Here is a 24,647-nt window from a genome sequence, read left to right as displayed (position 1 = left end):
TCGTGTCGATGATCGGGAGATAGCAAAGCCACGCTGAATCGACCGCGAACGGTGCGGTTCAGGCTTGGTTCAGGATGTCAGGAAGAGACGTTGCGTCATGCCGCATCGGTTCGCTTTGGCTGCGAATGGTCGTCACGGCCACGCATGATTGGGCGGCCGTGATCAAGGAGCGGATGAAGGCTGAGCGGGCTTAGTGACGATATTGCTGGATGCGGGTCGTGCGCAGGCCGGCAAGGCCATGATCGTTGATAGAAGCTTGCCAGGACAGGAATTCTTCGACCGTCAAGGTATAGCGCTCGCACGCTTCTTCCAGGCTGAGCAGGCCGCCGCGGACGGCAGCGACGACTTCAGCCTTGCGCCGTATCACCCACCGCCGCGTATTGGCAGGTGGAAGATCGGCAACCGTCAGCGGCGACCCGTCGGGGCCGATGACATACTTGACGCGGGGCCGTACCATATCGGTCATTCGGACTCTCTACACACACACGTGACCTGAAATTCAAATCTAGACCGCGACGTTTAAAAATTACCTAAGCGAAACGAAACAATTCGTTAGGAATTGTAAACGATTGGCGACCTGGGTGATTCGTGGCAGCCCGCCATTGCTTGTTTTGGGTCAGTTTTGTGCCTATAGGACCGCTGAAGGCTGTTTAAACGCTTCTGCGGGCAGCCCGCATTGATCGGCGCCTTGAACGCCCTTGAACGCGAAAGATTGTGGAAATGAACAGCCTCGACCTTCCAAAGGCGCCCGCCGACACGCGGGTCGTCGTCGCCATGTCCGGTGGCGTGGATTCCTCCGTGGTGGCCGGCCTTCTCAAGCGGGAAGGCTACGACGTCATCGGCATCACCTTGCAGCTCTATGATCATGGCGCCGCGGTGAAGCGCGCCGGTTCCTGCTGCGCCGGCCAGGACATTGCCGATGCGCGTCGCGTCGCCGATCGGCTCGGCATTCCCTATTACGTGCTCGACTATGAGAAGCGCTTCCGCGACGCGGTGATCAATCCGTTCATGGAAAGCTACGTGGCGGGCGAAACGCCGATCCCGTGCGTCGCCTGCAACCAGACGGTCAAGTTCGCCGACCTGCTGGAAACCGCGCGCGACCTCGGTGCCGATGCGCTGGCTACCGGGCACTATATACGCTCGCGCCAGAACGGCGCACATCGCGCGCTGCACCGTCCGGTCGATGCGGAGCGTGACCAGAGCTATTTCCTGTTTGCGACGACGCGGGAGCAGGTCGATTACCTGCGCTTTCCGTTGGGCGGCCTGTCCAAGCAGGAAACACGGGCGCTCGCGGCCGAAATGGGGCTCGAAATCGCCGCCAAGCCCGACAGCCAGGACATCTGCTTCGTGCCGCAGGGCAAGTATACGGATGTGATCGCGAAGCTGCGCCCGAATGCAGCGCTTGCCGGCGACATCGTGCACGTGGACGGGCGCGTGCTCGGCAGCCATGACGGGATCATCAACTACACGATCGGACAGCGCCGGGGCCTGGGCGTGGCGACGGGAGAGCCGCTCTTCGTCGTTCACCTCGATGCCCGCTCGCGCCGCGTCGTGGTCGGCCCGCGCGAAGCGCTCGAAACGCGCCGCCTCATCCTGCGGGATATGAACTGGCTCGGCGACGGCGCGCTTGCCGAGATCCCGGCGGAAGGCCTCGAGTGCTTTGCCAAGGTGCGCTCGACCCGCCCGCCTGCGCCTGCACGGCTGACGCTGGAAAATGGCGGTGCAGTAGTGGAACTGCTCGATGGTGAAACCGGCGTCGCCCCTGGGCAAGCCTGCGTGCTCTATTCGGCGCCGGGCAATGACGCGCGCGTTTACGGCGGCGGCTTCATCGAGCGCAGCGAACGCTCCCCCGCCGCCGAAGCAATGCTGAAGGCACTGATGCCAGGCGAACAGGCGCTCGCCTGAAGCAAAAAGGGCGGCGAGCCTGCGCCGCCGCCCGATCAGTCGATCCACGGAAATTCACGGCGCATTCTCGGCCTGTACCGAGATCTGCGGCCGTGCGCCTCGGCAAATGGTCGAGACACGCCCGACCACCATGTTGGAACAAGCGGGCTGGCTCAGCCGCCGAAGAAGCCGAAGCCGGTGTTGCTGCTGGTCTGTGGTGTGCCGAGGTCGGAATAGAGGTTTCCGGCACCGGTTGCCGTCACGATGACCTTGGTGCCGACACCGGCTCTTGCGTAGAGGTCGGTCACGTCTTCGTTCATCATGCGGATGCAGCCGGAGGACATGTTCTGGCCGATTGTCCAGGGCTGGTTGGTGCCGTGGATACGGTAGATCGTGTCCTGTCCGCCGCGGTAGAGATACATGGCGCGTGCGCCGAGCGGATTGTTCGGGCCACCTTCCATGTAGGCTGGAAGGATGTTGCCCTTGGCGCGCTCGCGTTCGCGCATGGCGGCCGGCGGCGTCCAGCCCGGCCACTCGGCCTTGCGGCCGATGCTGACGGTGCCGGACCAGCCGAAGCCGTCCTTGCCGACGCCGACGCCATAGCGCGTCGCCATGCCGTTGCCTTCGACGAAGTAGAGATATTTGGACGACGTATCGACGATGATCGTGCCCGGTCGCTCGCTGGTCTGGAACGCGACCTGGGTGCGCTGGAACTGCGGTGCGGGCATGTTCGGCTGGCTTGCGCGCGCCTGATAGGGCTGCGGTTCCGGAACCGCATGGGGGCTGCGCACGAACGCGCCGGCCGGAGCAGCAAGCGTCACGCCGATCGCCAATACGGCAACCGATTGGGTAAGCTTCATGGTGAACGACATTGGCGGTATCCCCAGCCTCTTGAGCAGCATCTGCACTTGAACGCACGATCTGCGTTCAAGTTGCATGACGCGCGAATATACCGCGTGATGGTTTATTTTCGCCTACAGAACCACCACGCGGGTACCGACCGACACGCGCTCGTAAAGCTCCATGACATCCTCGTTGCGCATGCGGATGCAGCCGGACGAAACGGCCTGGCCGATCGTGTAGGGCTGGTTCGTGCCATGGATGCGATAGAGCGTGGAGCCGAGATAGAGTGCGCGTGCTCCAAGCGGATTTTCCGGGCCGCCGGGCATGTGTGCCGGCAGGATGCGGCCCTTGGCACGCTCGCGCGCGATCATCTGCGCCGGCGGCGTCCAGCCCGGCCATTCGGCCTTGCGCGTTACCCTCTCGCTGCCGCGCCAGGAAAAACCTTCCTTGCCGACACCCACACCGTAGCGGCGCGCCTGGCCGCCTGCTTCCACATGATAGAGAAAGCGCTGGCTCGTATCGATGACGATGGTGCCGGGCGCATGGCCGCCGGTATAGGCGACCGTCTGCGGCAGGAATTTCGGATCGAGCGTGCCGACCGGGGCCTGCACGGCCTGGCCTGCTGCCGACGCCTGCTGAACCTGCGGTTGGGCGCGCAAGCGGCGCGGCTCGGAGCGTTCGCGCGGAATCTGGACGGCTGCCGCATTGGGCAGGCGGCGGCGCTGGAACAGGCCGCGATTGGTGTGGACAGGTCCCGCACTGTGCAACTGCATGACCCAGGGTGCCGAAAGGTCGGGGCTCAAAACCACGGGCGGCCGGGTGGCGTAGCGGTCCTGCGCCTGGGCGGGCAGGCAGGCGGCAGCGCTGGCCAGCAGCGCGAACAGGCAGACGGTCGTTTTCATCGGTGATATCTCCAGCCGGAGGAAAAGTGCCTAAAACTGGAACGATCCTGGCACCGGCGTGATGACCAATGGTAAATCGGGTGGCGTTCGAGCGGGCTTTGCTCGATCCATCGCGCAAGACGGTTAGCGCCGGGTTGAGCGATGCGGTTAGCGGTGCGTTAAAGAGAGGACGACGAATGGAAACGGCGCGAGATGGACTGCTTGAGGGCGAGGACGGCCGCCCGCGCTGCTTCTGGCACGGCAATCTGCCGGACTACACCCATTACCACGATACCGAGTGGGGAAGGCCGGTCGCCAACGACCAGCGCCTGTTCGAGAAAATCTGCCTGGAGGGGTTCCAGTCGGGCCTGTCCTGGCTGACAATCCTGCGCAAGCGCGAAAACTTCCGCAACGCCTTCGCCGGTTTCGATTTCGACAAAGTCGCCCGGTTCGATGACGGGGATATTGCGCGCCTCTTAGGCGATGCCGGCATCGTGCGCCACCGCGGAAAGATCGTCTCGACCATCAACAACGCCGCCCGCGCGATCGAGATGCGCGACGAGTTCGGGTCGCTCGCCGCCTATTTCTGGTCGCATGAGCCCGATGCGGCAAGCCGCCCGGCACGGCTAGACCACGCTACGCTGATCGCCAACCCGACGACGGAGACCTCCAAGCGCCTGTCGAAGGATTTGAAAAAGCGCGGCTGGACCTTTGTCGGCCCGACCACCGTCTATGCCTTCATGCAGGCCATGGGCCTCGTCAACGACCATATCGAAGGCTGCTGCATGCGCGACGAGGTGGAGCGAGAACGGGCGGCGTTCGCCCGTCCGGCGTAATCCAAATCTAGGCCGGCAGCATCGGGTAGCGCTGCAGCGACCGGAAGCCCGCGAAGATGAAGAACACCAGGAGCAGGCCCTGCGCCAGCGCGAAAGGCTGTTCCGTGCCCGTCGGGGCCAGCGCGTTCAAGGCCGGCACCTTCTGGAAAGCCTGGACCACCAGCACGAAGCTGTTGAGGTAGAGCGCGATAAGCGCCGAGACGATGTAGGTCTCGCGCCAGTGCCCCGCCGCATGCTTCCAGTAACGGGCGAAGATCGCCACCACGAGCACCACGGTGGATGCGATGCCGACGCCGACAGCTGGTGTGATCGTGGCGATCGGAAACAGGAAGCCGGTGATCACGGTCGCGGCGGTCGAGATCAGGAACACCTCGGTCCAGTGCTCGCGGCGCCGTGCGGTCAGCCAGCCATGCAACACGACGAAGCCGGCGAGGATGCCGACCAGGCTCAGAACCACGTGAAAGAGTGTGAAGGCAGTCATTCCGAAAAGCATGGATATTACTCCTGTTCGATGACTTCCTCGATCATACGCCTTCCCGTGATAGTTGAGAAGCTGCTTAAACGCGGCCGCCCGCGCTCATGCTTCCAGCGTCGATTTCAGCCGTGCCAGCCGCTCGACCGCGCTTGCTGCATGCGGACCGATCCAGCGGTCGTGAATGTGCTTGATCGGCAGCGGATTGAGGTGATTCCACCGTTCCCGGCCTCGGCGTTCAACGACGATGAGCTCGGCCGCCTCGAGCACTTTTAGGTGCTGCATGACCGTGCAGCGGTCGAGCTTCGGCAGAAGCTCGGAAAGCGCTCCCGTGGTCTTCGGGTCGTCCTTCAACATGTCGCAGATCTGACGGCGAACCGGGGCGGCCAGAGCCTTGAAAACGAGGTCGGATTTCGATTCGCTTGACATGTTATATTTTTATAACACAATGGATTGATCGACAAGCGGATCCCAAGACCGATGGAGGATAGGATGGATCTCAGATTCAAGGTGTCCGGCCGCATAGCGCGCCCGATCCACGACGTGTTCGAAGCCGTCGCCAACCCCGACAAGCTGTCGGGCTATTTCACGACAGGCGGCGCCAAGGGGCGCCTCGAGGCCGGCGCCACGGTAACCTGGGATTTCGCGGATTTTCCCGGCGCGTTCCCCGTGAAGGTGGAGGAAATGGACGCGCCGCGACGCATCGTGCTGCGGTGGGAGGCAGCCGACAGGGACGAGGCTGGCCGACCCTATGACACGACCGTGACGATGACATTTGCACCGCTCGATGGCGACCGCACGCTCGTGACCATTTCCGAGGAAGGCTGGCTCGAGACGGCGGAAGGCGTGAAGAACTCCTACAGCAATTGCGGCGGCTGGATGCAGATGCTGTGCTCGCTGAAGGCCTATGTCGAACACGGCATCAATCTGCGCGACGGGATGTTCAAGTAGCGCTGCCATGCGGGCGGCCGAACTTGCGGCAACCATTCCGATCCTTTAGGAACCGCGACTGAAAAGCTGAAGTCAAACGTGACGCATTCGTCGCCAGGTTCCCCATGTCCGATAAGAAGAAAAAGCCGCAGAAGCTGAAGGCCCGCTTGCCGCGCGGGTTCGGCGACCGTTCTCCCGCCGACATCCGCGCGACCGACGAGATGGTGGCGAAGATCAAGGCCGTCTACGAGCGCTACGGCTTCGATCCGGTCGAGACGCCGATGTTCGAATACACCGACGCGCTCGGCAAGTTCCTGCCCGACAGCGACCGGCCGAACGAGGGCGTGTTCTCGCTCCAGGACGACGACGAGCAGTGGATGAGCCTGCGCTACGACCTGACCGCGCCGCTCGCCCGCCACGTGGCCGAAAACTTCAACGACATCCAGTTGCCCTACCGCACCTACCGCGCCGGCTGGGTGTTCCGCAACGAAAAGCCCGGCCCCGGCCGTTTCCGCCAGTTCATGCAGTTCGACGCCGACACGGTGGGCGCTCCGGGCGTCCAGGCCGACGCCGAAATGTGCATGATGATGGCCGACGTGATGGAAGCGCTGGGGATCAAGCGCGGCGACTACGTGATCCGCGTGAACAACCGCAAGGTGCTGGATGGCGTTCTGGAGGCCATCGGTCTCGGCGGCGACGAGAATGCCGAAAGCCGGCTGACGGTGCTGCGCGCGATCGACAAGTTGGACAAGTTCGGCGTCGAGGGTGTGCGGCAATTGCTGGGCGCAGGCCGCAAGGACGAGAGCGGGGACTTCACCAACGGTGCGGGGCTCGATGAGGAGCAGCAGCAGCGTTTGGTCGACTTCATCGTTGCGGCTCAGCACGGTGGAACAGAGACGTTTTTCGCAGATCTCGAAGCGACCACAATAGGCTCAAGTTCTCGTGGTCTAGAAGGTTTGGCAGAGTTAAAGGACATGAGCACATTGTTCTACAGTGCTCAGTACGGCGGGGACCGTATCCGCATCGATCCCTCCTGCGTCCGCGGTCTGGAATATTACACCGGCCCCGTCTTCGAAGCGGAACTGCTGGCCGAAATCCCCAACGAGAAGGGTGAGATTGTGCGTTTCGGCTCGGTTGGCGGCGGTGGTCGCTATGATGGGCTCGTGTCGCGCTTCATGGGCCAGCCGGTTCCGGCCACGGGCTTCTCCATCGGCGTTTCGCGCCTGATGACGGCGCTGAAAAACCTCGGCAAGCTCGGCCAGGACCAAGTCGCCGCGCCCGTGCTCGTCACCGTCATGGACCGCGACATCGAGGCGCTCGGCCGCTACCAGCGCTTTACGCAGGAACTGCGCAATGCAGGCATCCGGGCCGAGATGTTTCAGGGCAACCCGAAGAATTTCGGCAACCAGCTGAAATATGCCGACCGGCGGGATTGTCCGATCGCGATCATCCAGGGTGGCGACGAGCGCGCGCAGGGCGTCGTCCAGATCAAGGACCTGATCGAAGGCAAGCGTGCCTCGGAAGGCATCGAGGACAATGCCGCGTGGCGCGAAGCCCGCGTCGCGCAGGTCACTGTGCCGGAAAGCGAACTGGTGGCCAAGGTGCGCGAAATGCTCGCTACGCAGGCCGAGGATCGGGCCTCAGACCAGACCCATGACGCGAGGGGCGGCGCATGAGGGTTTCATGCCGCTCCTGAACCTGCCCGATTTTACCGATGCGCTGCTCAAGGATCTTGCCGGGCGGCGTACCGAGCTGGTGACGATCCCGGTGATCCAGCCGGCAGCGCCCTTTCTCGACATGGCGGGGGAGGATCTGCGGCGGCGCATCTTCACGACGGAAAGCGAGACGGGCGAAGCGCTGTGCCTGCGGCCTGAATTCACGATCCCCGTCTGCATGGGCCATATCGAAGGCAATGCCGGCACGCCGAAGCGCTATGCCTATCTCGGCGAGGTCTTCCGGCAGCGCCGCGAAGGTCCGAACGAATTCTACCAGGCGGGCATCGAGGATCTCGGCGATCACGACGTGGCCGCCGCCGATGCGCGCGCCGTGTCGGATGCGCTGGAGGTGCTGCGGGCACTTCTCGCGAACGATGCGGGTCTTGCAGTGACGATCGGCGATCAGACGGTGTTCGAGGCCGTGCTCGCCGCGCTCGGTCTGCCTGAGGGCTGGAAGCGGCGTCTCGTCCGCGCATTCGGCGATCGTGCCGCTCTCGACGCGATGCTGTCGTCCCTGTCGCGTGGAGAGGCGGGCAATGGATCGAGCGAGGCAAGCCGTCTCGTGGAAGCCAACGACCGGGCAGGGCTCGTCGCCCATATCGCCGACCTCATGGACGCGACCGGCTATTCCTCCAATGCCAGCCGCACGCCGGAAGAAATCGCCGACCGGCTTCTGGAAAAGCATGAGCTGTCGGAAGCGCGGCTCGAAGCTCATGCCTTCTCCGTTCTAACGGAATTCTTGGCGCTCGACGTTGAACTGGCGCAAGCGCCTGCAGCCCTTGCCAGTTTCGCCGATGCCGCGGGGCTGGATCTGCGCGCCGCACTCTCGCGCTTCGACCACCGCGTGGCGGCGATCCGCAACCGAAGTGGCGACGTTTCGGCCATGCGCTATCGCGCCGCCTTTGGCCGGCCGCTCGATTACTATACGGGCCTCGTCTTCGAAATCGGCGCTGCGGGCCAGGTGCTTGCCGGCGGCGGGCGCTATGACCGCATGCTGACGCTTCTTGGCGCGGCGAAGCCCATTCCGGCCGTCGGCTTCTCGCTTTGGCTCGATCGGATCACCGCGGTGCGCCAGGCCGATGGCAAAGCCGGGGGTGCGGCATGACGATCACGCTTGCGTTGCCCTCCAAGGGCCGGATGAAGGACGATGCGCTGGCGGCCTGCGCCAAGGCCGGGCTTGCGATCGAGATGGTGGGCAATGAGCGCTCCTATCGCGGCCGGGTCGTCGGTGACGACAGCATCGACGTCGCCTTTCTCTCCGCATCGGAAATTGCGCGCGAACTGGGCAATGGCGGTGTCGATCTCGGCATCACCGGCGAGGATCTGGTGCGCGAGACGATTCCGGATGTTGCGCGGCGCGTCGCGATCGGGCTACGTCTCGGCTTCGGCCATGCGGATGTCATCGTCGCCGTGCCCGATATCTGGCTCGATGTGGAGACCATGGCCGATCTCGGCGACGTCGCTGCCGATTTCCGCCAGCGCCACAACCGAAGGCTGGCGATCGCCACGAAATACTGGCGCCTCACGCGCGATTTCTTCTCCGCCAAGCACGGCATCCAGCTCTATCGGATCGTCGAAAGCCTGGGCGCAACGGAAGGGGCACCGGCTGCGGGATCTGCCGACATCATCGTCGACATCACCTCGACCGGCTCGACGCTGAAGGCCAACCATCTGAAGGTGCTGGAAGACGGTGTCATCCTGCGTTCAGAAGCCTGCCTCGTGCGCGCCCTGACCACCGACCCAACCCGCAGAGAAGCCGCCGAGGCGCTCGCCGCGCGGTTCGGCGCCTGACATCAATCTTGTCGGAAATAGAAAAGGCCGCACTCCCGGGAGGGGGAGGCGGCCTTTTGGGTGCCGGGTTGTCGGGGAACGCCTGGCAGGAGGGAACGGCTGGAGATCGGGGGAGGATGGCTGCCGTTCTGATAATCAATACGCGGCCGGATCGGGGCGGATCACTGACCCGCCCCGAAAAAATCAGCGGCGACGGCCGTCGACCGAAAGGGTGCCGGGGCCGGTTGCAGCGAGCAGCAGGAAGCCGCCAGCAAGACCGAGGTTTTTGAGGAACTGGGTCATCTGGTTCTGATCGGCGAAGTCGAAATGTGCGACGACGGCCGAGGCGACGCAGAATGCCGCCAAAGCGTAGGCAGCAAGGCGCGTCTGAAAACCGACGAGAACGAAGATGCCGCCGATCAGTTCAACGGCGATCGTTGCCCAGGCGAAGAAGAGCGGTGCCGGGAAACCGAGCGAACCGAGATATCCGGCAAATCCGGCCGGGCCACCAGCAAGCTTGCCATAGCCGCCGGCGATGAAAAGAAGCGCGAGGAAAACGCGCGCGACGAGTACGAGAGTGCTGTTGGGCATGGGAGGTCCTTGAGATGCGGTTCAGCCTCCAATGACAGAAGTTCAGATCCTAACATAGATGAACGAACAGCGACAGATCGTATTCCTGAAGTGAACAATGGTCCGGACTAGCCGGGGCGCACCATGTCGGCGGGCTGAACCAGGCGGTCATAATCTTCCGCCGTGACCTTGCCGCTCTTGATGGCTTCTTCTTTCAGCGTCGTTCCGTTCTTGTGCGCAGCTTTGGCGATCGCGGCAGCAGCGTCATACCCGACGGTTGGAGCAAGCGCCGTGACCAGCATGAGCGAACGCCCGACGAGATCGGCGATATGATCGCGGTTGGCGGTGATGCCGGCAACGCAATTGTCGGCGAAGGAACGCATCGCATCCGTCAAAAGCCGGATCGAGCGCAGAACGTTGAAGGCGATGACGGGCTTGAACACGTTGAGTTCGAAATGGCCCTGGCTTGCGGCAAAACCAACAGCCGCATTGTTGCCGTGGATCTCCACCGCCACCATGGTCAGCGCTTCGGCCTGGGTTGGGTTGACCTTGCCCGGCATGATCGACGAGCCCGGCTCGTTCTCCGGCAGAGAGAGCTCGCCAAGACCGGACCGAGGGCCGGATCCCAAAAAACGGATATCGTTCGCGATCTTGAAGAGATCGCCGGCAAGCGCGGCCAGAGCGCCGTGGAAATGGGCAAGCGCGCCGTGGGATGCGAGCGCCTCGAACTTGTTCGGCGCGGTCCGGAACGGAAGGCCGGTCAGTTTTTCGACCTCGGCGGCAAAACGGGTGTCGAACCCTTCCGGTGCGTTGAGACCGGTGCCGACGGCGGTGCCGCCTTGCGCCAGAAGCATCACGTCGCCGAGCGATGTCTCGATCTGGTGGCGCGCACGCACGAGTGCCGCATGGTAGCCGGAAAATTCCTGGCCCAGCGTCAGGGGCGTCGCATCCTGCGTGTGGGTGCGGCCGATCTTCACGATATCGTCGAACTCGGCGGCCTTTGCACCGATCGCCCCGGCCAGATGGTCGAGAGCTGGGATGAGCGCCTTGCGCGTTTCCACAGCGGCGGCGATGTGCATGGCTGTCGGAAACGTGTCGTTCGACGACTGGCTCATATTGACGTGGTCGTTCGGGTGAACCGGCGTCTTCGAGCCAAGCGTCCCGCCAAGCAGTTCGATCGCCCGGTTCGAGATCACCTCATTGGCGTTCATGTTGGACTGCGTGCCGGAACCGGTCTGCCAGACCACCAGGGGAAATTCGTCGTCGAACTTGCCGGCGGCGACTTCGGCGGCGGCGCGCACGATCGTCTTGCCAATCGCCGGATCAAGCCGGCCAAGCGCCATGTTCGTCTCCGCCGCGGCCTGCTTGACGGTGCCGAGCGCGTGTACGAGAGGCGCAGGCATCCGCTCCCCGCCGATCTTGAAGTTCATGAGCGAGCGTTCGGTCTGCGCGCCCCAGTAACGGTCATTGGCAACGTCGATGGCGCCAAACGTGTCGGTTTCCGTGCGGGTGGCGGTCATGCCGTCTCCTTATTGCTCATGGCGTGGGCTTGTCTGGAGATGGGGGCAGGCGACCGGCATGACAACCGGAGAGGCTCCGCCACGCCGCTTCAACTGCCGAACAGCTGCTGGATCGTCTGGGTTATGGCGAGTGTGCAGATGACGACACCGACCGCGCGCAGAAGGACCTTCTCCGGGATGTGGCGGACCATCCAGCCGGCGAGCGGCGCTGCCATCAGGCCACCGACGATCAGTCCGGCGATGGAGGCAATATGGTTGGAAAGATCGCCCGCATCCTCCCAATGGCCGGTGATGAGCGCGATGAGGAAGGCCAGCGACACCGAAAGGGTGATCAGGAACTCGCTCGCATTCACGGTGCCGATCACATAGCGCGGCGCGCCGCCGGCTCCCAGAAGGCCGGTCGTCACGATCGGCCCCCAGCCGCCACCGCCCGAGGCATCGAGAAAGCCGCCCGTGAGGCCGAGCGGCGCCACCAGCTTGCCGCTGACCGGCTTGCTCGGAAGCTTGCGGAAGGAGCGAACGAAGATCCAGACGCCCAGCGCGGCCAGATAGGTGGTGATGAAGGGCTTGATCGCCGATCCGTCGATCGAGGTCAGCACATAGGCTCCGGTCACGCCGCCGATGATGCCGAACGGAGCGAGCCGGGCAAAAAGTTTCCAGTCGATGTTGCGGTGATAGAGGTGTGCGCTGCCAGACGCAGCGGTGGTGAAGAGTTCTGCAGCGTGGACCGATGCGGACACCTGGGCAGGCGGTAGACCAACGCCGAGCAGCACGGTGGAGGAGATGACACCATAAGCCATACCAAGCGCGCCATCGACTGCCTGCGCGAGGAAGCCGACGAGAGCGAAAGTGAAAAAGTCGAGCACCTGGTATCTCCAGCCTGAGGTCGCCGGACATTAGGGCTGCCGACCGCTTCCCGAAAGCACCACAATTGCGTCATCGCGGCATCGCGGCGAACAGCTTTGCGCCATGGACGTTCCCTGCGCAATCGCGGCTGGCGCTTTGCCGTGGACGGTGCGTTGTCGTTGCCGGGTCTGGCAATGGCTCAAGGAGAGACCACCTATGGCCTGACAGATCGACCATGAAAAAAGCAAGGAGCTTCACCTGATGCGGCAGCTTTCAGATTTTCCGATCACCGAGCGGTGGCCGGCCACGCAACCCGATGCGATCCAACTCTATTCCTTCGCCACGCCCAACGGCGTCAAAGTATCGATCGCATTGGAGGAACTGGGGCTTCCTTACGAGGCGCATCTGGTTCGCATCGGAAAGGATGATCAGAAGACGGACGCATTCCTGTCGCTCAACCCAAACGGCAAGATCCCCGCGATCATCGATCCGAACGGCCCTGGCGGCGAGCCGATCGGGCTCTTTGAATCGGGCGCAATCCTTCAGTATCTCGCCGAAAAGACCGGGAAGCTCCTGCCGCAGGATCCGGCAAGGCGCATCGAGACGCTGCAATGGGTCTATTTCCAGATGGGCGGCGTTGGGCCGATGTTCGGCCAGTTCGGGCATTTCTACAAATTCGCCGCCGACAAGGTGAAGGATCCTTATCCCGTCGAGCGCTACGGCAACGAAGCGCGACGCCTGTTGTCGGTGCTCGAAACCCGGCTCCAGTCCCGCACCTTCATGATGGACGACGATTACACCATCGCTGACATCGCACTCTTTCCCTGGGTCCGCACCCTCGACCTCTTCTACGAGGCAAAGGATCATCTGAAACTCGAGGAATTTCCGGCCGTTATGGCGTGGCTCGATCGCTGCATGAGTCGCCCCGCCAGCCAAACGGGCTTCAAGATCCCTGCTGCCGACTGACGCCGAGTTTTGCGTCTGCGGCCCGGTTTACACAATCATGGTAACACAATCGTAGGTAAGCGCAGGCCAGATAGCTGAGAGAGGGCAGGTGGGGCTGCCCTCCCATGGCTTCTGGGGGGCCGAAAGCCTATGATTGAGTTGATCGCCAAGGTCATCTTCGGTGTCAACGCGACGATGCTGTTGGTGCTCGCCGCCGTCTATTTCGTAGCGGGCTTCAGGCAACAGGAGCGTTATTGGACGTCCTGGTGGCTGTCGAGCCTTATTCTCGGCGTCGGTCTTGGGTCGTTCATCGTTCAGGATCTGCTGCCGCGAAGCATCGGGGTTCTGCTTCCCAACCTCATGCTCATTCTCGGGTTCGGTCTGCGCTGGCGGGCGGCGCGGGAATTCTCCGGCCGCGCCGTTTCCAATCTCGTCGTGATCGGGCCGGCTGCAGGTTTCCTCCTGCTTTGCCTTCTCCCGCCCTTCGTCAATGCTTACGGCATCGTCTACACGCTGGTGAACATCGCGCTGACGACGCTTGCCGTTCTCACCGCCTGGGAATTCTTTCGCGATCATCAGGACCGACTGTGGTCTCGATATGGTCTCGCATTCGCCTATTGCCTGATCAGCCTGTCCTTCGGCTTGCGCGTTGTGCAAGGCCTCGTCGAGGGCAGTTCGATGCTCAACACTGTGCCTCGAGATCTGACGCTCCTCGCGCACCTGATCGTCTCTACAGTCTACATCACCGCATCCGGCACCTTTGCTCTGTCGCTGGCCTATGAACGCAATGCCGCCGAACTGAAGAAAGCGGCTTCCCACGATTTCCTGACCGGGCTTCTCAACCGCGGCGCTTTCGAGCAGAAGTTGCGTGCCCGTTGCGCTGCCGGGGTCGCGAAGCCCTTTGCGCTTGCGCTTCTGGATATCGATCACTTCAAGGCGATCAACGACCAGCACGGACATGCGGCCGGTGATGCGGTACTGCGCACCTGCGCTCGTATCTTCCGGGACCACGCGCGCGAAAGCGATCTCGTTGCCCGTGTCGGGGGCGAGGAGTTCGCGCTTTTCTTCGAGGGGGCGAACACAAGTGACGCCGAGCGGCGCCTCTCACGCCTGATCGAAGCGATCGCCCAATGCACGATGGGCTACGGCGGACGCGCGATCCGGGTCACCGTCTCGGCCGGCATGCTCCATTGCGACGGTGCCGCCGACTTCGACACGGTCGTCGCTCAAGCGGACCGACTGCTTTACAAGGCCAAGAGCAACGGTCGCAATCGGGCCGAGACGCTCGCCGCCTGACGCCCGATCAACGGCTGAATGCGAAGAGCTTGGCGTCGGGATCCGGTTGACCGGCGATCTCGGCGGAAACGATTTCGGCGGCGATCTTGGAAAATGTGATCCCGTTGCCGCCGAACCCCATGACCGCGAATGTGTGCTTCATCTCCGGCACGCGCCCGATGAGTGGCAAGCCGTCCTTCGTCGTGCCGAATGCCGCCGCCCAGGCGGCATCATGTGCGCCGATCTTCATGCCGAGCAAGGCTTCGATCTTCTTGGTGATCGTGGTGGTCTTGGTCTTGAGTTTCTTGGGATCGGCGAAGGCTTCGCCGTCGTCTTCGTCCTCCCCACCCACGATCAGTCGCTGGTCGCGGGTGGAGCGAAAATAGAGGTAGGGGTCGGAGCCCTCCCAGACGAGGTGGTCCGACAGCCAGTCCGGCAGCGTCAGCCCGGGAGCGGAAGCGAGCGCCCAGGTCGATACGACATCGTGGTTCTGGCTGGCGAGCGCCTCGAGGAATTCGTAGCCTGTGCAGAAGATGGCGTGTCCGGCTTCTATCAGGCTACCCTCGCTGGTGGCGAGCACCACGCCATCGCTCGTTTCGCGCAGGTCGGTGATCTCGATGCCTTCGACGAGCTCGGCACCCCGCTTGAAGGATTCACGCAAAAAGCCCGCAGCCATTTGTGCGGGATTGCCCGATGCGGATGCATCGCTGACGATGCCGGCCTCGCGATCCAGACCGAATTGTGCCGCGACCTCGTCGCGGTCGAGCAGTTGCGCGTCGAGGCCTGCTTTCTTGCGCGCGTCGTACTCCTTGGCGAGCGCATCGGCATCGAATTCGTCACCTGACAGATAAAGCGTCTTCTTACGCTTCATGCTGCAGGATATGCCGCGTTCCTCGACCCGTTCGGCCAGCGCAGCCACTGATGACGCCGAGCGACGCCATACACGGTTCGCTTTCGCCGCACCGATCATGCCGGACAACTTGTGCAGCGGAACGTCGATCTCGTGTTGGATCATCGCGGTGGACGCCATCGTGCTGCCGTGGACGGCACGCCTGCGATCGACCACTAGAACCGAGCGCTTTCCATCTGAGAGTGCGTCGGCCATCAGCGCGCCGCTGATGCCTGCGCCAATGATGACGACATCGAAATGGCGCATCGGCACGGCCTTGCGGGAGAGCAATTTGATGCGCGGTGTCTGCGCCCACAAAGGTTCGGCCTCGCGCAGATCGCGTTGGCGCGTCAGGGTGTCTTCGACCATGGAAAGAGTGCCCGGGAGAATGAGGAAGTATCGCCCTCAATGGGCCGAGCCGCTTTTGGTTCCGGAAGGTCCCTGCGGCAAAATGGGAGCGCATGCACGCCCATGATATGGTCCATCGCGGCGACCGTTATCGGTGCCGCGATGGACGAAATTATGGGTAGATTAGGAGGCCTTTGCGAGCGAGGCGTTCGCCTCTTCGTCACGGGCGGATTTCAGCGCCTTGCCCCACCAGGCGAGCTGACCGAGCATGGTCTTGGCCGCATCGACGAGATGCGCAAAATCCGAGATCTGCTTCTCGCCTTTCACGATGGCGAGATATTCCGGGAACAGGATATGCGTGCCGGTCTTGACCGACGCCATTTCCATTTCGACCGCAATCTGGCGAAGCTGCTCCACTGCACGCGCGCCGCCGACACCGCCATAGCCGACGAATGCGACTGGCTTGCGGACCCATGCGCCGTGGTCGATCGCGTTCTTCAGGACGGCGGTCGGAGCGTGATTGTACTCGGCTGCGGTGAAGATGTACGCGTCGAATTCCTGGACTTTCGCCTTAAACTTGGCTGCCGCTTCGCTCTGCGCGTTGGTCGCTGCCGGATCGCCGTAGAAGGCCATCGGATAATCCTTCAGGTCGATCACTTCCACCTCGAAAGCGCCGTCCGATTTCGCCAGGTCCGCGATCCAGTGTGCCGGCTTTTCAGCGAAGCGGCCTTCGCGTGTGCTGCCGATGACGACGGCGAGTTTGAGCTTGCTCATTTCCAGTATCCTTAAGTGCGCTGGTAACCAATGGTGACTAGCTCTATATCTGTCACCTGAGGTCCATTCTTCAAGGAGGCACTTTGATGAAACCTGCTCACCCGGACGTAACCTGCGGGCAAGCCGTGGCGCCTTTCGAAGTATCGGATGCCTGCCGGCCGGTGAACGCGATCCTCTCCCGCATCGGCGACAAGTGGTCCGTGCTCGTGGTCAGTTATCTCGGCAATGGGACGATGCGGTTTTCCGAACTGAGGCGCGCAATCGACGGGATCTCGCAGAAGATGCTGACGACGACGCTTCGTGGCCTCGAACGCGATGGCTACGTGACCCGAGCAGTCACGCCGACGATCCCTCCGCGCGTGGATTACGCACTCACCGATCTCGGCCGCGAACTGCTCGTGCCGCTGCGTGCGCTCGGCGAATGGGCGGTTGCGAACCGGGAGCGCGTCGAGGCGGCGCAAGCGCGCTTCGACGCCGAGAATGTCGAAGCCTCCAGGATCCGTTTCGGCTGACACGGGGCCAAACGAAAAAGGGCGACCCGAAGGCCGCCCTTGTCCATTGATCGGCAGGTGATGCCGACACGCTTTAAAGCGTGTCTTACATCATGCCCATGCCGCCCATTCCGCCCATGTCCGGCATGCCGCCGCCACCACCGTGGGAGTCCTTCTTCGGAGCTTCGGCGATCATGGCTTCTGTCGTGACGAGCAGGCCGGCAACCGAGGCTGCGTCCTGAAGTGCGGTGCGAACGACCTTGACCGGGTCGACGATACCCATGGCGATCATGTCGCCATATTCGCCGGTCTGGGCGTTGTAGCCATAGTTGTCGTCGTTCTTGTCGAGGATCTTGCCGACGACGATGGAAGCTTCTTCACCAGCGTTCTCGACGATCTGGCGGGCCGGAGCCTGCAGAGCGCGACGAACGATGTTGACGCCAGCGTCCTGGTCAGAGTTCTGACCCTTGACCGTGAGCGTGGACGAAGCGCGCAGGAGAGCGACGCCACCGCCAGGCACGATGCCTTCCTGGACAGCTGCACGCGTTGCGTTCAGCGCGTCGTCGATGCGGTCCTTGCGCTCCTTGACTTCGACTTCCGTCGAGCCGCCGACGCGGATGACAGCAACACCACCGGCGAGCTTGGCCAGGCGCTCCTGGAGCTTTTCGCGGTCGTAGTCCGAAGAGGTTTCTTCGATCTGCTGCTTGATCTGGGCAACACGGCCTTCGATTTCAGCCTTCTGGCCGGCACCGTCGACGATCGTCGTGTTTTCCTTGGTGATCGAGACCTTCTTGGCACGGCCGAGCATGTCGAGGGTAACATTCTCGAGCTTGATGCCGATGTCTTCGGAGATCACCTGGCCACCGGTCAGGATCGCGATGTCTTCGAGCATGGCCTTGCGGCGGTCGCCGAAGCCAGGCGCCTTGACGGCAGCGATCTTGAGGCCGCCACGCAGCTTGTTGACGACGAGCGTTGCAAGAGCTTCGCCTTCGACGTCTTCAGCGATGATGACAAGCGGCTTGCCCGACTGGACGACGGCTTCGAGAACCGGAAGCATCGCCTGCAGGTTGGACAGCTTCTTTTCGTGGAGAAGGATGTAGGCGTCGTCGAGTTCGGCGACCATCTTTTCCGGGTTGGTCACGAAGTAAGGCGACAGGTAGCCGCGGTCGAACTGCATGCCTTCGACGACTTCGAGTTCGGTTTCGGCGGTCTTGGCTTCTTCGACGGTGATGACGCCTTCGTTGCCGACGCGCTGCATGGCTTCAGCGATGTCTTCGCCGACCTGCTTGTCGCCATTGGCGGAGATGGTGCCGACCTGTGCGACTTCAGCCGAAGTGTTGATCGGCTTGGCAGCAGCTGCCAGCTTCTCGACGACTTCCTTGACGGCGAGATCGATGCCGCGCTTCAGGTCCATCGGGTTCATGCCGGCGGCAACGGCCTTGTTGCCTTCCTTGACGATGGCGGCAGCGAGAACGGTTGCAGTCGTGGTGCCGTCGCCGGCGACGTCGTTGGTCTTCGAAGCAACTTCGCGGACCATCTGGGCGCCCATGTTCTCGAACTTGTCTTCAAGTTCGATTTCCTTGGCGACCGACACGCCGTCCTTCGTGATGCGCGGTGCGCCGAAGGACTTTTCGATGACGACGTTGCGGCCCTTGGGACCCAGCGTGACCTTGACGGCATCAGCGAGGATGTCGACGCCGCGCAGCATGCGCTCACGCGCGCTGCGGCCAAATTTTACTTCCTTAGCAGCCATTGTAGAACTCCCGGGCTATGCCCTGATTGGATGCATTGAATGGGGTCGAATGGACGTCGGCTCAGCCGATGATGCCCATGATGTCGGCTTCCTTCATGATCAGAAGGTCTTCGCCGCCGATCTTGACTTCCGTGCCCGACCATTTGCCGAAAAGCACGCGATCGCCAACCTTGACGTCGAGCTCGACGAGCTTGCCGCTTTCGTCACGAGCGCCGGAGCCGACGGCGACGATTTCGCCTTCCTGCGGCTTTTCCTTGGCGGTGTCCGGAATGATGATTCCGCCTGCAGTCTTCTGTTCGGATTCGACGCGCTTGACGACGACGCGGTCGTGCAGCGGACGGAAATTGGTGCTTGCCATTGTCTTACCCTCGGTCGAATGACATGAGATTGCGCAGCCCATGCGAGGCCGCGCTGGGGAGTTAGCACTCACACTCGGGGAGTGCTAACTGGGGGCGGAGATAGGCGTGGCTCGACAGACTGTCAAGGCATTTGCCGAGGCACGACGTATGAACTTCACGTCCCCGATCCCCCTTGTTTTCCCGTGCAGTCTGCGCGATGTCACCCGCGAGCCCATCGTTTCTCAGAGTTCACATTGCGGAGCATCATCGCCCCTATGGTTCAGCAAATCGAAAATCTCGCGAGCCTGCATCAGGGCTATGATGCGGTTTTGTCGGATGTGTGGGGCGTGCTGCACAATGGCGTCGTGGCATGGCCTGATGCCTGCGAGGCACTCAGCCGGGCGCGCGCGGACGGGCTTTCGGTCGTACTGATCACCAACTCGCCGCGCCCGCACAAGGAAGTCATCCTGCAGCTGGACGGCATCGGCGTGCCGCGGGGCGCCTATGATCGCATCGTAACGTCCGGCGATGTCACGCGAAAGCTCATCGAAGCCGGTCCGAAGAAGGTCTTTTTTCTCGGCCTCGATCGCGACCTGACGCTGCTCGAGGGCCTCGGTGTAGAAGTCGTCGACAAGGACGAGGCGCAGGCCGTGGTCTGCACCGGCCCCTATGACGACGAGAATGACAAGCCCGACGACTATCGCGACATGTTTGCGCCATGGGTAGAGCGCGACGTTCCGTTCATCTGCGCCAATCCGGACCTCATCGTGGAACGCGGCGACAGGCTCGTTCTCTGTGCGGGAGCGCTCGCAGCCGTCTACTCCGAGATGGGCGGCGAGACGCGCATCACCGGCAAGCCTTATCCCGCCATGTACGATGCCGCGCTGGCATTCGTTTCGGAACTGAAGCCCGATGTGGCCGCGCCCCGCGCGATCGCCATCGGCGATGGCCTGCCGACCGATGTGAAGGGCGCCCAGGATTACGGCCTCGACCTGCTCTATATCGCCAACGGCATCCATGCGCGCGACTACGCCGAGGCCGGGCGTATCGATGCGGTCCGGCTCGCTTCATTCCTGGAAGACAATTCCGCACGACCGCACTACTGGATGCCCGCGCTCGGATGAGGTGGGGCGGATGAACCGGAGCGGTCACGAACGAGCCTTCGTCACGGCGGTGCTGCGGCCGGGCGAGCCCGGCGCATCCGCGCTGCATGGCGCGGTGGTTGCGATCGGTAATTTCGATGGCGTTCATCGGGGTCATCAGGCGGTGCTGTGCGAAGCGCTCCAAAAGGGCGCCGAACTGGGTTGCGCGACCATCGTGCTGACCTTCGAGCCGCATCCCCGCAGTTTCTTCAAGCCGGCAGAGCCGGTGTTTCGGCTGACGCCATCGCCGCTGCGCGCGAAGCTGCTGGAACTCGCCGGCTGCGACGGCGTGGTGGAATGCGCATTCGACAAGGACTTCGCAGCACAAACGGCGCAGGAATTCGTCGAGACAATCCTCGTGGATCAACTCGGTGCTCGCCATGTGGTGACCGGTCACGACTTCCATTTCGGCAAGGGCCGCCAGGGCGGGCCAGCCTTTCTCGCGAGCGCCGGCGACAAGGCTGGCTTTGGCGTCACGCTCGTCGAGGCCTTCGCGGATGAAAACGGCGACGTCGTTTCATCAAGCCGCATCCGGTCCGCTTTGGCCGAAGGCGACGTGACATTGGCTGCAGGCCTGCTCGGCTACCGGTTCCAGGTGCAGGGAACGGTCATCGGCGGGAAGCAGCTTGGCCGCACGCTCGGCTATCCGACCGCCAACATGGCCTTGCCGCCAGAGGCGACGCTTGCGCCCGGCATATATGCGGTGCGGTTCAGGCGAGCCGACGGGACGCTCTACGATGGCGTTGCAAGCTACGGGTACCGGCCAACGGTCACGTCGACGGGCGAGCCGCTGCTGGAAACCTACGTTTTCGATTTCTCGGGCGATCTCTATGGCGAGACCTGCTCGGTGACCCTGTTCGGCTATCTCCGTCCGGAATTGAAATTCGACGGTCTCGACGAACTGGTCGTGCAGATGCGCCGCGACGAGGAAGAGGCGCGGGCGCTTCTTTCATCGGTGCGGCCGCTCGGGATCATCGACGACGCTTTGAATTTCTGAGCCGGTAACCCTCTTTCAGAAAGCGCTTTATTCGCTGGGCGTCGCTTGATAGAAGCGGCGCCATGTCGAGCGATAATGCGCACTGTTTACTGCGAATTACGGGCCCGGCTTTTCGCGCGCACGCTTGAAAAGCGAAGCGCCGAAGGGCCGGGTAGCGCGGCATGCGTCTCTGCCTGAAGGGAAGCACCCTTCACCATGGCGGCAGGCGTCGATCTTCCCAGTCTCGATCGAAAGACGGACAGCCGGATCCAGGCGACCGGCAACGCACGAAAAGCGGACATCATGAACGACCAGGCGACGACTAGCGCAGAAGCGATGGACTATTCCACGACGCTCTATCTGCCGCAGACCGAATTTCCCATGCGTGCGGGCCTTCCCCAGAAGGAGCCTGAACTCGTAAAGCGCTGGCAGGAGATGCAGCTTTACCGCAAGCTTCGCGAAGCGGGCGCAGGGCGGGACAAATTCGTACTCCATGACGGCCCGCCCTATGCCAACGGCAACATCCATATCGGCCATGCACTGAACAAGATCCTGAAGGACGTGATCACGCGTTCGTTTCAGATGCGCGGCCGCGATGCCAACTACGTGCCCGGCTGGGACTGCCACGGCCTGCCGATCGAATGGAAGATCGAGGAGCAGTACCGCGCCAAGGGCCTCGACAAGGAAAAGGTGCCGGTCAACGAGTTCCGCCAGGAATGCCGCGACTTCGCCGCCCACTGGATCACGGTTCAGACGGAAGAGTTCAAGCGCCTCGGCATCGAGGGCGATTTCGATCAGCCCTACACGACGATGAACTTCCACGCCGAGGCGCGCATCGCCGGCGAACTGATGAAGATCGCGAAGTCGGGCCAGCTCTACCGAGGCTCCAAGCCGATCATGTGGTCGGTCGTCGAGCGCACCGCACTGGCGGAAGCGGAAGTTGAGTATCAGGATTACGAAAGCGACACGGTCTGGGTGAAGTTTCCGATCATGCAGGCCGCGGCACCGGCCCGCACCGCGGTCGATGTCGGCGCTGACGGTCATCTGAAGGGTCCGTCCGAGGCCGAGATTGCCGACCGCGCGTCGGATTCGTCGGATCTTCCGGGCGCTGCAATCGTCATCTGGACCACCACGCCCTGGACCATGCCCGGCAACCGGGCGATCTCCTATTCGTCGCGCGTCGCCTATGCGCTTTACGAAGTGGCGGCAGCCGAGAACGATTTCGGACCGCAGCCTGGCGACAAGGTCGTGTTCGCCGAAACGCTGGCCGAAGATTGCGCCGCCAAGGCGAAGATCACCCTGAGCAAGCTGCGCCCGGTCTCCGCCGCCGAGCTCGAGGGCACGGTCTGTGCACATCCGCTCAAGGGCTTCGGCGGTGGTTATGAATTCGCCGTGCCGCTTCTTGCCGGCGATCACGTCACCGACGATGCGGGTACGGGCTTTGTGCACACCGCGCCCGGCCATGGCCGCGAAGACTTTGACGTGTGGATGGACCACGCCCGTGCACTCGAAGCGCGCGGCATCTCCTCAAAGATCCCGTTTACCGTCGACGATGGCGGCTTCTACACGGTTGACGCACCGGGCTTCGGGCCTGAAGCGGAAGGCGGCGCGGCCCGCGTCATCGACGACAAGGGCAAGAAGGGCGATGCCAACAAGCGTGTTATCGAGGCGCTGATTTCCGCCAACAACCTCTTTGCGCGCGGCCGGCTCAAGCACACCTATCCGCATTCCTGGCGCTCCAAGAAGCCGGTGATCTTCCGCAACACGCCGCAATGGTTCGTGCATATGGACAAGGCGTTCGAGGATGGTTCGACGCTGCGCACCCGCGCCGTCACCGCCATTGACCAGACCCGCTTCGTACCGGGTGCCGGCCAGAACCGCCTGCGCGCCATGATCGAGGATCGTCCGGACTGGGTCCTGTCCCGTCAGCGCGCGTGGGGCGTACCGATCGCGATCTTCGCCGACGACCAGGGCGAAATTCTCGTCGACGATGAGGTCAACGCCCGCATCCTCGAAGCCTTCGAGGCGGAAGGCGCCGACGCCTGGTTCGCCGAAGGCGCCAAGGAACGCTTCCTCGGCAACGATCACGATCATGACCGCTGGCACCTCGTGAAAGATATTCTCGACGTGTGGTTCGATTCCGGATCGACCCACAGCTTCACGCTCGAGGATCGCCCGGACCTGAAATGGCCGGCCGACGTCTATCTTGAAGGCTCCGACCAGCACCGTGGCTGGTTCCATTCCTCGCTGCTCGAAAGCTGCGCCACGCGTGGTCGCGCCCCCTACGACACCGTCGTCACCCATGGTTTCACCATGGACGAGAAGGGCGAGAAGATGTCGAAGTCGAAGGGCAACACCGTCACCCCGCAAGAGGTGATGAGCCAGTCGGGCGCCGATATTCTCCGGCTTTGGGTGATGACCACGGATTACGGCGAGGACCAGCGTCTCGGAAAGGCGATCATCCAGACCAACATCGATGCCTACCGCAAGCTGCGCAATTCCATTCGCTGGATGCTCGGCACGCTCGCCCATGATAAGGGCGAGGATGTCGCGCTGCACGACATGCCCGAACTGGAGCGGCTGATGCTGCACCGGCTGACGGAGCTCGATCGCGTGGTGCGCAAGGGCTACGACGATTTCGATTTCAAGCGCATCTCACGCGCCCTGATCGATTTCGCCAATGTGGAACTGTCGGCCTTCTATTTCGACATCCGCAAGGACGCGCTCTATTGCGACGCGCCGTCGAGCATTCGCCGCAAGGCATCGCTGCATGTCATCCGGCAGATCTTCGATTGCCTGGTGACCTGGATGGCGCCGATGCTGCCCTTCACGATGGAAGAGGCGTGGCTGTCGCGCGATCCGTCCAAGACATCGGTTCACCTGGAGCAGTTCCCGCGGCTTGCCGTCGACTGGGAGAACGAGGTGCTTGCCGCCAAGTGGAAGAAGATCCGCACCGTCCGTCGTGTCGTCACCGGCGCGCTGGAAGTGGAGCGCCGCGAAAAGCGCATCGGCTCGTCGCTCGAAGCCGCACCGGTCGTCTATGTCGACGAGCCCGCGCTCTTGAACGCGCTCGACGGCCTCGATTTCTCCGAGATCTGCATCACGTCAGGCATCGAACTCGTTGCAGGTGAGGGACCGGACGGCGCATTCCGACTGGATGATGTGGCAAGCGTCGCGGTCGTGCCGCGCGAGGCCAGCGGGCGCAAATGCGCGCGCTCCTGGCGCATCACCGACGATGTCGGTTCCGATCCTGCCTATCCGGATGTGTCGGCGCGCGATGCGGCGGCGCTGAAGGAACTGGCACAACTCGGCCGCCTCTAGGGGCGGTCGGATTGCTCAAGCATTAACTATTCGCTATGACCGTGCCCGGAAATGGTCGGATTCTTGACGCATGGGCGAGCTTTGAGTTTCACGGCCGATAAGGCGGGGAAAGATCCTGATGACAATGG

General features: G+C 62.8%; 24 protein-coding genes. 12 read left to right on the top strand and 12 right to left on the bottom strand.

Annotated elements, in window-relative coordinates; all coding sequences use genetic code 11:
• Positions 1-190 precede the first annotated feature (190 nt).
• On the bottom strand, positions 191-466 hold the full coding sequence (locus PU133_RS17670) for a DUF1153 domain-containing protein (RefSeq protein WP_126011690.1): 276 nt from the start codon (positions 464-466) through the stop codon (positions 191-193).
• Between the two features lie 254 nt (positions 467-720).
• Here PU133_RS17670 and mnmA point away from each other — a divergent pair, with 254 nt between their 5' ends.
• Positions 721-1,905, top strand: coding sequence for a tRNA 2-thiouridine(34) synthase MnmA (gene mnmA, locus PU133_RS17665; RefSeq protein ID WP_404862751.1), 1,185 nt, complete (start codon positions 721-723; stop codon positions 1,903-1,905).
• A gap of 152 nt (positions 1,906-2,057) precedes the next feature.
• On the opposite strand, the gene PU133_RS17660 is transcribed toward mnmA, so the two are convergent.
• Positions 2,058-2,756, bottom strand: coding sequence for a L,D-transpeptidase (locus PU133_RS17660; RefSeq protein ID WP_404862750.1), 699 nt, complete (start codon positions 2,754-2,756; stop codon positions 2,058-2,060).
• A gap of 102 nt (positions 2,757-2,858) precedes the next feature.
• Entirely contained in the window at positions 2,859-3,629 is a 771-nt protein-coding gene (locus tag PU133_RS17655; RefSeq protein ID WP_126011685.1) for a L,D-transpeptidase, read from the bottom strand.
• A gap of 176 nt (positions 3,630-3,805) precedes the next feature.
• Between PU133_RS17655 and PU133_RS17650 the strand changes: the two genes are divergently transcribed.
• Positions 3,806-4,444: a DNA-3-methyladenine glycosylase I gene (locus PU133_RS17650; protein WP_126011683.1), complete on the top strand. Its 639-nt coding sequence runs from the start codon at positions 3,806-3,808 to the stop codon at positions 4,442-4,444.
• A gap of 7 nt (positions 4,445-4,451) precedes the next feature.
• Here the strand turns inward: PU133_RS17650 and PU133_RS17645 are convergent, their stop codons facing one another.
• Positions 4,452-4,937, bottom strand: coding sequence for a hypothetical protein (locus tag PU133_RS17645; protein WP_126011681.1), 486 nt, complete (start codon positions 4,935-4,937; stop codon positions 4,452-4,454).
• An 84-nt stretch (positions 4,938-5,021) separates the two neighbouring features.
• Entirely contained in the window at positions 5,022-5,345 is a 324-nt protein-coding gene (locus PU133_RS17640; protein WP_404862749.1) for an ArsR/SmtB family transcription factor, read from the bottom strand.
• A gap of 63 nt (positions 5,346-5,408) precedes the next feature.
• Between PU133_RS17640 and PU133_RS17635 the strand changes: the two genes are divergently transcribed.
• The 4 genes from PU133_RS17635 (at position 5,409) to hisG (ending at position 9,352) form a co-directional block, all read left to right on the top strand.
• Positions 5,409-5,867, top strand: coding sequence for an SRPBCC family protein (locus PU133_RS17635; RefSeq protein ID WP_126011677.1), 459 nt, complete (start codon positions 5,409-5,411; stop codon positions 5,865-5,867).
• 104 nt (positions 5,868-5,971) lie between these two features.
• Positions 5,972-7,522: a histidine--tRNA ligase gene (gene hisS / locus PU133_RS17630; protein ID WP_404862748.1), complete on the top strand. Its 1,551-nt coding sequence runs from the start codon at positions 5,972-5,974 to the stop codon at positions 7,520-7,522.
• Between the two features lie 7 nt (positions 7,523-7,529).
• Positions 7,530-8,666, top strand: a complete 1,137-nt coding sequence (locus PU133_RS17625; protein ID WP_404862747.1) for an ATP phosphoribosyltransferase regulatory subunit — start codon at positions 7,530-7,532, stop codon at positions 8,664-8,666.
• Positions 8,663-9,352 (top strand): ATP phosphoribosyltransferase, encoded by a 690-nt coding sequence (gene hisG / locus PU133_RS17620; RefSeq protein WP_404862746.1) that lies wholly within the window; start codon positions 8,663-8,665, stop codon positions 9,350-9,352. The genes PU133_RS17625 and hisG overlap by 4 nt, the downstream gene beginning before the upstream one ends.
• Positions 9,353-9,535: 183 nt before the next feature.
• Here the strand turns inward: hisG and PU133_RS17615 are convergent, their stop codons facing one another.
• The 3 genes from PU133_RS17615 to PU133_RS17605 all read right to left on the bottom strand — a co-directional run bounded on the left by PU133_RS17615 (position 9,536) and on the right by PU133_RS17605 (position 12,287).
• Positions 9,536-9,922 carry a DoxX family protein gene (locus PU133_RS17615; protein WP_404862745.1) on the bottom strand — a complete coding sequence of 129 codons (387 nt, stop codon included), beginning with the start codon at positions 9,920-9,922 and terminating at the stop codon, positions 9,536-9,538.
• A gap of 107 nt (positions 9,923-10,029) precedes the next feature.
• The gene (fumC, locus tag PU133_RS17610; RefSeq protein ID WP_404862744.1) at positions 10,030-11,421 is read right to left on the bottom strand and encodes a class II fumarate hydratase; all 1,392 of its coding nucleotides are present in this window, start codon (positions 11,419-11,421) and stop codon (positions 10,030-10,032) included.
• A gap of 89 nt (positions 11,422-11,510) precedes the next feature.
• Positions 11,511-12,287 (bottom strand): sulfite exporter TauE/SafE family protein, encoded by a 777-nt coding sequence (locus PU133_RS17605; protein ID WP_404862743.1) that lies wholly within the window; start codon positions 12,285-12,287, stop codon positions 11,511-11,513.
• Between the two features lie 241 nt (positions 12,288-12,528).
• On the opposite strand from PU133_RS17605, the gene PU133_RS17600 reads away from it, so the two are divergent.
• Positions 12,529-13,233: a glutathione binding-like protein gene (locus PU133_RS17600; protein ID WP_404862742.1), complete on the top strand. Its 705-nt coding sequence runs from the start codon at positions 12,529-12,531 to the stop codon at positions 13,231-13,233.
• 129 nt (positions 13,234-13,362) lie between these two features.
• Positions 13,363-14,508, top strand: coding sequence for a GGDEF domain-containing protein (locus PU133_RS17595; RefSeq protein ID WP_404862741.1), 1,146 nt, complete (start codon positions 13,363-13,365; stop codon positions 14,506-14,508).
• A 7-nt stretch (positions 14,509-14,515) separates the two neighbouring features.
• Here the strand turns inward: PU133_RS17595 and PU133_RS17590 are convergent, their stop codons facing one another.
• A complete protein-coding gene (locus tag PU133_RS17590) occupies positions 14,516-15,745 on the bottom strand; it encodes an NAD(P)/FAD-dependent oxidoreductase (protein ID WP_404862740.1) in 1,230 nt (409 codons plus the stop codon).
• Positions 15,746-15,907: 162 nt separating this feature from the next.
• Positions 15,908-16,498 carry an NADPH-dependent FMN reductase gene (locus tag PU133_RS17585; RefSeq protein WP_404862739.1) on the bottom strand — a complete coding sequence of 197 codons (591 nt, stop codon included), beginning with the start codon at positions 16,496-16,498 and terminating at the stop codon, positions 15,908-15,910.
• An 86-nt stretch (positions 16,499-16,584) separates the two neighbouring features.
• On the opposite strand from PU133_RS17585, the gene PU133_RS17580 reads away from it, so the two are divergent.
• The gene (locus tag PU133_RS17580; RefSeq protein WP_126011655.1) at positions 16,585-17,010 is read left to right on the top strand and encodes a helix-turn-helix domain-containing protein; all 426 of its coding nucleotides are present in this window, start codon (positions 16,585-16,587) and stop codon (positions 17,008-17,010) included.
• Between the two features lie 85 nt (positions 17,011-17,095).
• On the opposite strand, the gene groL is transcribed toward PU133_RS17580, so the two are convergent.
• Together groL and groES are read right to left on the bottom strand one after the other, a co-directional pair.
• Positions 17,096-18,742, bottom strand: coding sequence for a chaperonin GroEL (gene groL, locus PU133_RS17575; protein ID WP_126011653.1), 1,647 nt, complete (start codon positions 18,740-18,742; stop codon positions 17,096-17,098).
• Positions 18,743-18,803: 61 nt separating this feature from the next.
• On the bottom strand, positions 18,804-19,100 hold the full coding sequence (gene groES, locus PU133_RS17570) for a co-chaperone GroES (protein WP_126011651.1): 297 nt from the start codon (positions 19,098-19,100) through the stop codon (positions 18,804-18,806).
• Between the two features lie 255 nt (positions 19,101-19,355).
• Here groES and PU133_RS17565 point away from each other — a divergent pair, with 255 nt between their 5' ends.
• The 3 genes from PU133_RS17565 to ileS all read left to right on the top strand — a co-directional run bounded on the left by PU133_RS17565 (position 19,356) and on the right by ileS (position 24,519).
• Complete coding sequence (locus PU133_RS17565) at positions 19,356-20,204, top strand: TIGR01459 family HAD-type hydrolase (RefSeq protein WP_404862738.1); 849 nt, start codon at positions 19,356-19,358, stop codon at positions 20,202-20,204.
• 10 nt (positions 20,205-20,214) lie between these two features.
• The gene (locus PU133_RS17560) at positions 20,215-21,219 is read left to right on the top strand and encodes a bifunctional riboflavin kinase/FAD synthetase (RefSeq protein ID WP_404862737.1); all 1,005 of its coding nucleotides are present in this window, start codon (positions 20,215-20,217) and stop codon (positions 21,217-21,219) included.
• A 282-nt stretch (positions 21,220-21,501) separates the two neighbouring features.
• Entirely contained in the window at positions 21,502-24,519 is a 3,018-nt protein-coding gene (gene ileS, locus PU133_RS17555) for an isoleucine--tRNA ligase (protein ID WP_404864578.1), read from the top strand.
• The last annotated feature ends 128 nt before the right edge of the window (positions 24,520-24,647 follow it).

The sequence above is a fragment of the Georhizobium sp. MAB10 genome, assembly GCF_045012825.1.
Lineage (GTDB): Bacteria > Pseudomonadota > Alphaproteobacteria > Rhizobiales > Rhizobiaceae > Georhizobium > Georhizobium profundi.
Note: the sequence above shows the minus strand (reverse complement) of the source record. Positions and strands in the feature narration are given on the sequence as shown.